Annotated in this window: 10 protein-coding genes and 1 other annotated feature; of the genes, 9 read left to right on the top strand and 1 reads right to left on the bottom strand. The window is 47.7% G+C overall.

Annotated features, from left to right (window positions below):
• Window positions 1-26 precede the first annotated feature (26 nt).
• The 7 genes from ilvD to aroB all read left to right on the top strand — a co-directional run bounded on the left by ilvD (window position 27) and on the right by aroB (window position 8866).
• Window positions 27-1697: a dihydroxy-acid dehydratase gene (gene ilvD / locus FGQ85_RS01430; protein ID WP_138372459.1), complete on the top strand. Its 1671-nt coding sequence runs from the start codon at window positions 27-29 to the stop codon at window positions 1695-1697.
• An 18-nt stretch (window positions 1698-1715) separates the two neighbouring features.
• Complete coding sequence (ilvB, locus tag FGQ85_RS01425) at window positions 1716-3404, top strand: biosynthetic-type acetolactate synthase large subunit (RefSeq protein WP_138372458.1); 1689 nt, start codon at window positions 1716-1718, stop codon at window positions 3402-3404.
• Between the two features lie 55 nt (window positions 3405-3459).
• The gene (gene serC / locus FGQ85_RS01420) at window positions 3460-4542 is read left to right on the top strand and encodes a 3-phosphoserine/phosphohydroxythreonine transaminase (protein ID WP_138372457.1); all 1083 of its coding nucleotides are present in this window, start codon (window positions 3460-3462) and stop codon (window positions 4540-4542) included.
• Window positions 4542-5705: a phosphoglycerate dehydrogenase gene (locus tag FGQ85_RS01415; protein WP_087168237.1), complete on the top strand. Its 1164-nt coding sequence runs from the start codon at window positions 4542-4544 to the stop codon at window positions 5703-5705. The genes serC and FGQ85_RS01415 overlap by 1 nt, the downstream gene beginning before the upstream one ends.
• A 114-nt stretch (window positions 5706-5819) precedes the next feature.
• On the top strand, window positions 5820-6344 hold the full coding sequence (locus FGQ85_RS01410) for a hypothetical protein (protein ID WP_087168236.1): 525 nt from the start codon (window positions 5820-5822) through the stop codon (window positions 6342-6344).
• A 57-nt stretch (window positions 6345-6401) separates the two neighbouring features.
• Window positions 6402-6649: a binding site (T-box leader), on the top strand.
• 125 nt (window positions 6650-6774) lie between these two features.
• Window positions 6775-7788 carry a 3-deoxy-7-phosphoheptulonate synthase gene (aroF, locus tag FGQ85_RS01405; protein ID WP_138372456.1) on the top strand — a complete coding sequence of 338 codons (1014 nt, stop codon included), beginning with the start codon at window positions 6775-6777 and terminating at the stop codon, window positions 7786-7788.
• A 19-nt stretch (window positions 7789-7807) separates the two neighbouring features.
• Window positions 7808-8866 (top strand): 3-dehydroquinate synthase, encoded by a 1059-nt coding sequence (gene aroB / locus FGQ85_RS01400; protein ID WP_138372455.1) that lies wholly within the window; start codon window positions 7808-7810, stop codon window positions 8864-8866.
• A 68-nt stretch (window positions 8867-8934) separates the two neighbouring features.
• Here the strand turns inward: aroB and FGQ85_RS01395 are convergent, their stop codons facing one another.
• The gene (locus tag FGQ85_RS01395) at window positions 8935-10104 is read right to left on the bottom strand and encodes a ribose-phosphate pyrophosphokinase (protein WP_138372454.1); all 1170 of its coding nucleotides are present in this window, start codon (window positions 10102-10104) and stop codon (window positions 8935-8937) included.
• Window positions 10105-10278: 174 nt separating this feature from the next.
• Here FGQ85_RS01395 and FGQ85_RS01390 point away from each other — a divergent pair, with 174 nt between their 5' ends.
• Together FGQ85_RS01390 and der are read left to right on the top strand one after the other, a co-directional pair.
• Window positions 10279-11616, top strand: a complete 1338-nt coding sequence (locus FGQ85_RS01390) for a DUF512 domain-containing protein (protein WP_138372453.1) — start codon at window positions 10279-10281, stop codon at window positions 11614-11616.
• A complete protein-coding gene (der, locus tag FGQ85_RS01385) occupies window positions 11609-12937 on the top strand; it encodes a ribosome biogenesis GTPase Der (RefSeq protein WP_087168231.1) in 1329 nt (442 codons plus the stop codon). The genes FGQ85_RS01390 and der overlap by 8 nt, the downstream gene beginning before the upstream one ends.
• Window positions 12938-12939 lie beyond the last annotated feature (2 nt).

Here is a 12939-nt window from a genome sequence, read left to right as displayed (position 1 = left end):
ACAGAGTAAGGACAGGAGGAAGAAAGATGAGAAGTGATACTGTAACAAAAGGAAGCCAGCAGGCGCCGCATCGTTCTCTGATGAATGCGCTGGGACTGACAAAAGAAGAGATGGAACGTCCGCTTGTAGGAATTGTAAGCTCTTATAATGAGATCGTGCCGGGACATATGAATCTCGATAAGATTGTGGAAGCAGTCAAAATGGGAGTTGCCATGGCTGGAGGGACCCCGATCGTATTTCCGGCGATTGCAGTCTGTGACGGGATCGCCATGGGACATATCGGAATGAAGTATTCTCTTGTGACGAGAGATCTGATTGCAGACTCTACGGAAGCGATGGCTCTGGCTCATCAGTTTGATGCCCTTGTCATGGTTCCAAACTGTGATAAAAATGTGCCGGGTCTTCTGATGGCTGCGGCCCGGATCAATATTCCGACTATTTTTGTCAGCGGCGGCCCGATGCTTGCCGGACATGTGAAAGGAGAGAAGAGAAGTCTTTCCAGCATGTTTGAGGCGGTTGGAGCTTATGCGGCCGGAACGATTACAGAAGAAGAGCTGGATGAGTTTGAATGTAAAGTCTGCCCGACATGCGGTTCCTGTTCCGGAATGTACACGGCCAACAGTATGAACTGTCTGACAGAGGTGCTTGGAATGGGCTTAAAGGGCAACGGTACCATCCCGGCAGTTTACTCCGAGAGAATCCGTCTTGCAAAACATGCGGGTATGCAGGTGATGGAGCTCTGGAGAAAAAATATCTGTCCTCGTGACATTATGACCAGGGAAGCCATTTTAAATGCCCTGACAGTGGACATGGCCCTTGGATGTTCTACAAACAGTATGCTTCACCTTCCGGCAATCGCCCATGAGGTTGGAATGGATTTTGAGATTGATTTTGCAAACGGAATCAGCGAGAAGACACCAAACCTCTGTCATCTGGCACCGGCAGGACCGACATATATTGAGGACCTTAACGAGGCGGGCGGCGTTTACGCAGTCATGAATGAGCTGGACAAAAAAGGGCTTCTCTATACAGACTGCATGACGGTGACCGGAAAAACAGTGAAAGAAAATATCGCAGGATGTATCAATAAAAATCCGGAAGTCATAAGACCGGTAGATCACCCATATAGTGAGACGGGAGGCCTTGCCGTTCTGAAAGGGAATCTTGCTCCGGACGGAAGCGTGGTAAAACGTTCGGCGGTAGTAGAAGAAATGATGGTTCATGAGGGACCTGCCAGAGTCTTTGACTGCGAAGATGATGCAATCAAGGCAATCAAAGGCGGAGAGATTCATCCGGGTGATGTAGTGGTTATCCGCTATGTCGGACCAAAAGGCGGACCGGGAATGCCGGAGATGCTCAATCCGACATCCGCAATCGCGGGAATGGGACTTGGATCCAGCGTTGCCCTGATTACAGACGGACGATTCTCAGGGGCATCCAGAGGTGCATCCATCGGACACGTATCACCGGAGGCGGCAGTAGGCGGACCGATTGCACTTGTAGAAGAGGGAGATATCATTAAGATTGACATTCCGGGGCTGAAACTGGAACTGGATGTTCCGGAAGAGGAGCTGGAAAAAAGACGCAAGGCATGGCAGCCGAAAGAGCCGGAGGTCAAGACCGGTTATCTGGCACGGTATGCAGCCATGGTAACAAGCGGAAACAGAGGAGCGATCCTGGAGATACCGAAAAACTAGACGAAAGGAAGAAGAGCAATGAAGCTTACAGGAGCAGAAATTGTAATAGAATGTTTAAAAGAGCAGGGTGTGGATACCGTATTCGGATATCCGGGCGGTGCGATTCTGAATGTATATGATGCGCTGTATAAGCACCAGAACGAGATCCGTCACATCCTGACTTCTCATGAGCAGGGGGCGGCGCATGCGGCGGACGGTTATGCCAGGGCAACGGGAAAAGTCGGTGTATGTCTGGCCACAAGCGGACCGGGGGCGACAAATCTTGTAACAGGTATTGCGACTGCCTATATGGATTCTATTCCTGTTGTGGCAATCACCTGCAACGTTGGCGTATCCCTTCTTGGAAAGGACAGTTTCCAGGAAATCGATATTGCGGGAGTCACCATGCCGATTACGAAACATAATTATATTGTAAAAGATGTCAATAAACTGGCTGATACGATCCGGAAAGCGTTCCGGATTGCACGTAAGGGCCGTCCGGGTCCCGTACTGATTGACATTCCAAAGGATGTAACGTCCAATCTTGCCGAATATGAGCCGAAAAAAATTACACCTCAAAAGAGAAACGAAGAGGTCAATGAAGAAGATCTTCAGACAGCAGTAGAGATGATCCAGAACTCGAAAAAGCCATATATTTTCGTGGGTGGAGGCGCAGTGCTCTCCGATGCGGACGAAGAACTGTTTGAGTTTGTCAAAAAGGTGGATGCGCCGGTTGCGGACACTCTGATGGGAAAAGGTGCGTTTCCTGGAACAGATCCATATTACACAGGAATGCTTGGCATGCATGGAACAAAAACATCGAATCACGGAGTCAGTGAGTGCGACCTTCTTGTTGTAGTGGGGGCACGATTCAGTGACCGTGTCACGGGAAATGCGGAGAAATTTGCGTCAAAGGCGAAAATTCTGCAGATTGACATCGATCCGGCAGAAATGAATAAGAATGTAGTTATCACACATGGAATTACCGGGGATGTCAAGGTGGTACTTTCAAAGCTGAATCAGATGCTGGAGCAGCAGAATCACAGTGAATGGATTCAGACGATCGAAGCATACAAGGCAAAATATCCGATGACCTATCATCCGGACGTGTTAAGCGGACCGTTTGTCGTAGAGGAAATTTACCGGCAGACGAAAGGAGATGCTGTTATTGTAACAGAGGTCGGACAGAATCAGATGTGGGCCGCACAGTATTATAAATATCCAAAGCCGAGAACACTTCTGACATCCGGCGGTCTCGGAACGATGGGATACGGACTTGGGGCGTCCATCGGTGCAAAATGTGCGAGACCGGACAAATGTGTGGTCAACATCGCGGGAGATGGCTGCTTCCGGATGAATATGAATGAGATTGCAACAGCAGCACGCTATCAGATTCCGATTATCGAAGTGATTCTGAATAATCATGTACTCGGAATGGTCAGACAGTGGCAGGATCTGTTCTATGGGAAACGGTATTCCGCTACAATACTCAATGACAATGTGGACTTTGTCAAACTTGCCGAGGCGATGGGAGCGAAAGCATACCGCGCCACAACAAGGGAAGAATTTGTCCGGATCTTTGAGGAGGCAAGAAACGCAGACGGACCGGTTCTGATTGACTGTCAGATAGACTGCGATGAGAAGGTATGGCCGATGGTTGCTCCGGGAGAAGCGATCGATCAGGTATTTGATGAGGGAGATCTGAAAGAAAAAGCAAAACAGAATTAAAAATCGACCTGCCGGGCGAAGGGGAATGTTTGGCCGGGAAACAGGGAGGAATCGTATGAGCAGAGTATATAATTTTTCGGCGGGACCGGCTGTTCTGCCGGAGGAAGTATTACAGGAAGCCGCAAAGGAGATGCTGGATTACAGGGGGACCGGAATGTCCGTTATGGAGATGAGCCACCGGTCTGCGGCGTTTGAAACGATCATACAGGATGCCGAGAAGGACATCCGGACACTTTTAAACATACCGGAAGACTATGAGGTACTGTTTCTGCAGGGAGGGGCATCGCTGCAGTTTGCAATGATTCCGATGAATCTCATGAAACACAAAAAGGCAGACTATATTCTGACCGGGCAGTGGGCAAAGAAAGCCTGGAAGGAAGCGCAGAAGTACGGAGAGGCAAAAGCAGCAGCCTCCTCTGAGGAGCAGAATTTTTCCTGCATCCCGGATCTGAGTGAGCTGTCTGCTTCCGGGGATGCGGATTATGTGTACATCTGTGAGAACAATACGATCTACGGAACGAAGTTTCATACCCTTCCGGATACGAAGGGCATCCCTCTTGTAGCGGATGTTTCCTCCTGCTTTCTGTCTGAGCCTGTGGACATTACAAAGTACGGCATCATGTACGGCGGTGTGCAGAAGAATATCGGACCGGCGGGTGTGACGATTGTGATTATACGGAAGGATCTGATCCGGGAAGAGGTGCTTCCGGGAACTCCGACCATGATGCAGTACCATGTCCACGCCAAGGCAGGTTCTCTTTACAATACGCCGCCTGCATACGGAATTTATATCTGCGGGAAAGTGTTCCGGTGGCTTCTGGATCAGGGAGGACTTCCGGGAATTCAGAAGAAGAACCAGAAAAAGGCGGCACTTTTGTACGAATATCTGGATGACAGCCGCCTGTTTTCCGGCACAGCAGCGAAGAAAGACCGTTCTTTGATGAATGTTCCATTTGTGACAGGCGACAAAGATCTGGATGCCAGATTTACGGCAGCGGCTGCAGAACATGGTCTGGTCAATCTGAAAGGACACCGGAGCGTTGGAGGCATGCGGGCCAGCCTCTATAATGCCATGCCATATGAAGGCGTGGAGGCACTTGTATCATTTATGGAAAAATTTGAAAAGGAGAATCGGTAATGTATCAGTATCAATGTTTGAACGCCATTTCGGAAGCAGGGCTTTCCCTCTTTTCGGAAGACTACCAGAGAACAGAAGAGATGGCCGGGGCAGACGCGGTTCTCCTGAGAAGCGCATCTCTGCACGAAACGGTATTTCCGGAGAAGCTAAAGGCAATCGCAAGGGCGGGAGCCGGAGTGAATAATATTCCGCTGGAAGACTGCGCGGAAAAAGGAATTGTTGTATTTAATACGCCTGGAGCAAATGCAAACGGCGTAAAAGAACTGGTGATTGCGGGGATGCTTCTGGCGTCCCGCGATATCATCGGAGGCATCGAGTGGGTGAAGGCCCATGCCGGAGAAGAGAATATCGCAAAGACAGCGGAGAAGCAGAAAAAGATGTTTGCCGGACAGGAGATTGAAGGCAAGAAACTTGGAGTGATCGGTCTTGGAGCCATTGGCGTGCTGGTGGCGAATGCGGCGCTTCATCTTGGTATGGAAGTATATGGATACGATCCGTATATGTCGGTGGATTCCGCATGGAATCTGTCGCGCCACATTCATCATGTGAAAAATCTGGAGACGATTTATCAGGAATGTGATTATATTACGCTTCATGTCCCGGCACTGGATGACACGAAAGGAATGATTGACCGGGAGGCTGCAGGGCAGATGAAAGACGGTGTAATTCTCCTGAACTTTGCAAGAGACCTTCTTGTTAAGGAAGAAGATCTGATCGAGGCACTGGAAACCGGGCACATACGGAAATATGTCACAGACTTTCCGACAGCGGGGCTGGCAGGAAGAGATCATGTCATCGTTATTCCCCATCTGGGTGCTTCCACGGAAGAGTCTGAGGACAACTGCGCCAGAATGGCTGTCCGGGAGATCCGGGAGTATCTGGAAAACGGAAATATCATGAATTCCGTAAACTTTCCGAACTGCGATATGGGAAAGAAAGGGAAAAATCCAAGAATTACCGTACTTCATCACAATGTGCCGAACATGATCGGCCAGTTTACGGCTCTTCTTGCAAAGAGAGGAATCAACATCGCGGATTTGACGAACAAAAGTCGCGGACGCTTTGCTTATACGATGATCGATATTGAAGATACGGATTCTTCCGGAATTGCGGAAGAACTTTCCAAAATCGAGAATGTCCTGAAAGTGCGTATCATTCTGTAAAAGAAAGAAAATATAAGGGAAATTTCATTCTTATTTAAGAACTCTTTCATTGTATCCGGGAAAGAAGTGCGCTATAATCGTAACGGATAACATAGGAATCGAGGTCAGATACGAATGAAGAGAAACATTCTTTCTGTTGGAAAAAAGACGAAAAAAAATCTGTTTCATACAAAAAGAATACGAAATAAATGGAACGTACCGGCCGCTTTTGCAGCCGGTGTCGTTTTTTGTCTGCTGATTTTCCTTTTGGTGAAAGTTATGCCGCAGTTCAACCGGAACGAAGAAACGCTGATTGTACTGACTGCACGGTCTGAAACAATTTACCAGGGAGAAAATCTGCCGGAATTATCAGCCGGAGCAGAGTTCGCAGACGGAACGGGAACGAAAGAAAAGGAAGCATGGCTGAGCAAAGAGGCGGGATACCGTGTTCAGGATCTGCTGGATGATCTGAACGAAGGCGGTGATTACGAGGTAGAATGCGATGCGGACGGCAGTGAGGCTGGAGAATTTCCGATCCGGATCAGACTTTCCGGAGAACTGGAAAGTTCCCTTGAGAGTGAATGGAAAGGAAAAGTCCGGATCGAGGTGAAGGACGGTACTCTGACGGTGAAGAAGGATTCTTCGGAGGCAGGAAAATAAGTATTGACAAACCTGCATATGTGAAGTAATATGGAAACAACTTCATAGATCTGCTTTGAAAATACGAAGAAAAGAAGTAGTAAGTATCATGGAATGTTACAGAGAGTCCCGCGTGGTGGAATGGGATACAGAAAGTGTTACTGAATTCCTCTTGGAGTAGAGTGCTGAATGTACAGACTAGTAGGCATTTCCGGCAGCAGCCGTTATCTGCAAGGGTATATCTGGAGACAGCGTACCTGATGAGGCAGTCATCGTGAGATGGCTGTAAAGTGAGGTGGAACCACGATGACAGTATCGTCCTCTGAGTAAATCAGAGGACTTTTTTTATTCTATAGAAAAGATCTTTGGACTCCCTATAGAATCAGGACACTTCCTTTGCAAGGTGATTTTCAAAGTCAGGAAAAGTGTGAGAAAGCAGGAGGAGAAGCATATGATTATTGTACTGAAACCAAGAACAACAGAAGAAAATTTGAACCGGGTAATAAAAATGGTAGAGGCAAAAGGTCTGGAGGCTCATGTCGTCCGGGGAGAAGAGATGACGATTATCGGATGTATCGGTGATACCGTCAGAATTGATCCGCGCCTGTTTGAGGTGGATAAAAGTGTAGATAAAGTCATGCACGTGCAGGAGCCTTATAAACTTGCAAACCGTGCATTCCACCCGGAGGACACCATTGTGGATGTATCCGGTGTCCAGGTGGGAGGCGGAAACATGGCGATGATTGCCGGCCCGTGCTCAGTGGAGAGTGAGGAACAGGTAATTGAAGTGGCAGAGGCAGTCAAGGCCGCCGGAGCCAATTTGTTAAGAGGCGGGGCATTCAAGCCGCGTACAAGCCCGTATTCCTTCCAGGGACTTGGACTGGAAGGACTGGAGATGCTCTGTAAGGCGAAGGAAGTAACGGGCCTTCCGATTGTGACAGAGCTGATGTCCGCAGAATACCTTGATATTTTCGATGAGAAGGTGGATCTGATTCAGATCGGGGCGAGAAACATGCAGAATTTTGACCTACTGAAACAGCTCGGGAAGACCAGACGTCCGATCCTTTTGAAACGCGGATTAAATGCTACCTATGAGGAATGGATTATGTCTGCGGAATATATTATGGCGTCCGGAAATGAAAATGTCATTCTCTGTGAACGGGGCGTCCGGACTTTTGAGACTTATACAAGAAACACACTGGATCTTCAGGCGATTCCGGTACTGAAGAAGATGACCCATCTCCCGGTTGTTGTGGATCCGAGCCATGCCGGGGGCAAATGGTGGCTGGTAGATACGATGGCAAAGGCGGCGGTAGCAGCAGGCACAGACGGGCTGATGATTGAAGTACATAATAATCCGGACTGCGCGCTGTGCGACGGAGGTCAGTCCTTAAAGCCGGAGAAGTATGCGGAACTTTTAAAACAGCTTCGAAAGATTGCACCGATTGTAGAAAAAACTTGGTAGAAGAAGGCAGGCGGAAGAAATGGAATTGAATGTTAATCTGGGAAAAGACAGTTACCGTATTTTGATTGAAAGAGGACTATTAAAAAGAGCGGCCAAAGAAATCCGGGAGATTTATCAGGGGAAGAAAATCGCGGTGATCTCTGACGACAGTGTTTACGCATTTTACGGAGAGAGCCTTCTGGAACAGCTGAAAGAATACTGGGAGTGCAGTGCAGTCATTCTTCCACATGGGGAGGCGTCCAAAAGTATTGATGTCCTTCCGGGAGTGTATGCACAACTGTTAGAGGCGGGAATTTCCAGAAGCGACCTGATCGTTGCCCTCGGAGGAGGTGTTGTCGGAGACCTGGCCGGATTTGCGGCGGCAACGTATCTGAGGGGAATTCCATTCGTACAGATTCCGACTTCCCTGCTGGCTCAGGTGGATTCCTCTGTCGGAGGAAAAGTAGCAGTTGACCTGAAAGAAGGCAAAAATCTTGTAGGGGCATTCTATCAGCCAAAGAAAGTCCTGATTGATCCGGATGTGCTGAAAACACTTCCGGAGCGTTACATCCATGACGGAATGGGAGAAGTCATCAAGTATGGCTGCATCAAGGATGCAGAGCTTTTTGCGCTGCTCAGGCGGGCCGGAAGTTTTGACGGACTTGCGGATTATCTGACGGAAGTAATTACAAGATGTGTGGATATCAAACGTCAGGTGGTGGAGGAAGACCAGTTTGATACCGGAGAGAGGATGCTGCTTAATTTCGGTCATACGTTGGCACATGCAGTGGAGCAGAGGTTCGCATATGAAAGAGAAAGTCATGGGGAAGCGGTTGCGATCGGCATGTATCAGATCACACGGATCTCGGAAGAACTGGGACTGACCCGGGAAGGAACGGCCGGGGAGATCCGAAAGATTCTGGAAAGCTACGGACTTCCGGTTTCCTGCGGCGTGCGCCTCTCAGAACTGAAAGAAGCCGTGAAGCGGGATAAGAAAAACTTTAAAAACAGTCTGAGGCTTATCCTTCTGAAAGAAATCGGAGAGAGCATCATTTATCCGTCGGATTTGTCATTTTTTGAAGATGAACGTATGGTATAAAAATACAGCAGGGAAGAAGTCTCTTTCCTGCTGTGTTTTTAAGAATTTTGTCTTTCGGTTCCGGAACCCTAAGCATTCCGGCCTGCGATCAGTGCATGAATCTTGTCTGTCGGATTCAGCACAGAACTGATGGCGATATCATGATTCATGGAATCGATGATGATTGCCAGGAATTTGCTCATGTCTGCTTCGATGAAGTATGGACGTTCATAGATCTCCGGCGGCAGATAGGTCAGATTCGTTGTAATCAGACGATCTATATAGCCTGTCCGGTAATAGTCGTCAAATTTCTCAAGCCCGTCGGTAAAGAGTCCGAATGTAGTGCAGACAAATACCCGGGATGCGCCCCGGTCTTTGATCTGTCTTGCAACATCCAGCATACTTTCTCCGGAAGAGATCATGTCATCTACGATGATGGCGGTCTTTCCCTTTACATCATCACCGAGAAATTCGTGGGCAACGATCGGATTTTTTCCATTTACGATTGTGGAGTAATCTCTTCTTTTATAGAACATTCCCATATCCACGCCAAGAACATTGGAAAAATACACTGCACGATGCATCGCACCCTCGTCCGGGCTGATGATCATGAGATGATCCTTGTCAATCTTCAGGTCAGGCTCCGCTTTCAGAAGCGCTTTGATAAACTGATAAGGCGGATTGAAGTTGTCAAAGCCTTTCAGAGGAATCGCGTTCTGCACACGCGGGTCATGGGCATCAAAAGTGATGATGTTGGATACTCCCATGTCAACCAGTTCCTCCAGTGCCTGGGCACAGTCCAGAGATTCGCGTTTGGTACGTTTGTGCTGGCGGCTTTCGTAAAGAAACGGCATGATGACATTTAATCTGTGAGCTTTGCCGTTTGCTGCGGATATGATACGTTTCAGATCCTGATAATGATCGTCCGGCGACATGTGGTTCAGATGACCGTTCACTGTATAGGTCAGACTGTAGTTGCAGACATCGACCATGACAAAAAGATCTTTTCCGCGGACCGATTCGCCCAGAACGCCTTTTGCCTCACCAGAACCGAAACGCGGGCAGCTGTGCTCTATGAGATAATTTTCGCATTTATAGGATGCGAAAAGTGCGGAATCTACATATTTTTTAAGGGATTCCTTGCGAAATCCGACAATATGGTCGTTGACATTCTTCCCAAGAGTTTCGCAGCTCTTGAGCGCGGCGATTTTAAGCGGAGCTGTCGGAAGCACCTGCTCTAACATTTTTATATTTGTCATAAACCCTCCTATGTAAGAAAACATGGAATTAAGACGCGGCATCAGCCGTAATCTCAATCCATTTATAACATTTTTTTATAGGTATGGCAAGAAAGGAATAGAAAAAATTGCATTTTGGGAAGGAATTTAGTATTATGAAAAAGGCAGAAAATGAAGAGGAAAAGGAGACGAGATATGGAAAAACAGCGGAAAAGACATGAACATCTGGTTTCGGCTGTAGAAGAGGGAAGTATTGCATGGGAGATGGGCATCGAACCGGGGGACAGGCTTCTTTTGATAAACGGTCAGGAAATCGAGGATGTTTTTGATTACCATTACTATGTCAATGATGAGAATCTTCTCGTTCTGATTGAGAAGCCGGACGGCGAGCAGTGGGAACTTGAGATAGAAAAAGAATATGAGGAGGATCTGGGTCTGACCTTTGAGCAGGGTCTGATGGATGAGTACCGGTCCTGCAGAAACAAGTGCGTTTTCTGTTTTATTGATCAGATGCCAAAGGGGATGCGTGAAACACTGTATTTCAAAGATGACGATTCAAGACTGTCTTTTCTGCAGGGAAATTATGTGACGCTGACAAATATGAGCGACCATGATATTGACCGGATCACCCGTTATCATCTGGAGCCGATCAATATTTCCTTCCATACGACAAATCCTGAACTTCGATGTAAAATGCTTCATAACCGGTTTGCGGGAGAAGCATTGAAGAAGGTGGACCGCCTTTATGAGGCGGGAATTACGATGAATGGACAGATTGTACTCTGTAAGGGATTAAATGACGGTCAGGAACTGGAGCGGACGATACAGGATCTGACAGCATATCTTCCGAAGCTGCAGAGTGTATCGGTCGTGCCGGTAGGGCTGAGCAAGTACCGCGACGGACTTTACCCGCTGGAGCCGTTTACGAGAGAAGATGCAAGAAAAGTGCTGGATACGATCCACCGGTGGCAGGAAAAAGTATATCAGGAATACGGATATCATTTCATCCATGCCGGAGATGAATGGTACATCCTGGCAGGATACGAAATGCCGGAGGAGAGCAGGTACGACGGATATCTGCAGCTGGAAAACGGGGTCGGCATGATCCGGCTTCTTCAGAATGAATTTGAAGAAGGCTTTCAGAAAATCCGTCCGACAGACCGGAAGATGTCCCTGTCGATTGCAACCGGAGCGCTTGCCTATGATTATCTGAATGAGTTCATCAGGCGGATGAAAGAAAAATGTCCGAATCTGGATGTTCATCTATATAAGATCCGCAATGAGTTTTTTGGAGAAAGCATTACCGTGTCCGGCCTGATTACCGGACAGGATCTGATCAAACAGCTGAAAGGGCAGGAACTTGGGGACAGGCTTCTGCTTCCGTGCAATATGCTAAGAAGCGGAGAGGATGTTTTCCTGGACGATGTGACAGTTTCGGAGTTAGAAGAAACTTTACAAGTGAAGATAGATATTGTAAAATCAAGCGGACAGGATTTTATCGATGCAGTTTTAAAGGAGAGGTACGATGAGTAAACCAGTAGTTGCGATCGTAGGACGCCCGAATGTCGGGAAGTCTACGTTATTTAATGTTCTGGCCGGGGAGATGATCTCGATTGTCAAAGACACACCGGGAGTGACAAGAGACCGTATTTATGCGGATGTATCCTGGCTGGACAGAGACTTTACATTGATTGATACAGGAGGAATCGAGCCGGACAGCTCGGATATTATCCTTTCACAGATGCGGGAGCAGGCGCAGATTGCGATAGATACGGCAGATGTGATTATTTTTATTACAGATGTGAGACAGGGGCTTGTAGATGCAGACTCCAAGGTTGCAGATATGCTGCGCCGCGCGAAAAAGCCTGTGATTCTTGCAGTGAACAAGGTAGATAATTTTGACAAATTTATGCCGGACGTCTACGAATTTTATAATCTTGGAATCGGAGACCCGAATCCGGTATCTGCATCCTCCAGGCTTGGAATCGGAGACCTTCTGGACGCAGTTGTCGCGTATTTCCCGGAAAAAGACAAAGAAGAGGAGGAGGACGAAAGACCGCGGGTTGCCATTGTCGGAAAACCAAATGTCGGAAAATCCTCCATCATCAATAAACTTCTCGGGGAGAACCGTGTCATTGTATCGGATATTGCAGGGACAACACGGGATGCTATTGATACGGAGATTGTTCATAACGGAAAAGAGTATGTATTCATTGATACAGCAGGTCTTCGCAGAAAGAGCAAGATCAAGGAAGAGCTGGAACGGTACAGTATTATCCGGACCGTAACCGCGGTAGAAAGAGCAGATGTTGTTTTGATGGTGATTGACGCAGTGGAAGGTGTAACCGAGCAGGATGCCAAAATCGCCGGAATCGCGCATGAGCGCGGCAAGGGAATCATTATTGTAGTCAATAAATGGGACGCGATCGAGAAAAACGACCGGACCATGCGTGAATATGAAGGAAAGATCAGGAATGTACTGTCCTATATGCCGTATGCGGAGATCATGTATATTTCGGCAAAGACAGGGCAGAGGATTCAGAAGCTCTTTGATATGATTGATATGGTGATTGAAAATCAGTCCCTGCGGATTGCGACAGGCGTGCTGAATGAGATCATGACAGAGGCAGTTGCCATGCAGCAGCCGCCTTCTGATAAAGGAAAACGCCTGAAACTTTACTATATTACACAGGTATCTGTCAAACCGCCTACTTTTGTGATTTTTGTCAACGATAAGGAACTGATGCATTTTTCTTATACAAGATATCTGGAGAACAAGATCAGGGAGGCATTCGGTTTCCGGGGAACTTCACTGAAATTCTTTATCAGAGAAAGAAAGGAAAAGGAGAAGTAAGG

Source organism: Pseudoflavonifractor sp. BSD2780061688st1 E11, assembly GCF_005844125.1.
GTDB classification, from domain to species: Bacteria; Bacillota; Clostridia; order Lachnospirales; family Lachnospiraceae; genus Sellimonas; species Sellimonas catena.
This window is presented reverse-complemented; position numbering and strand designations above follow the sequence as displayed.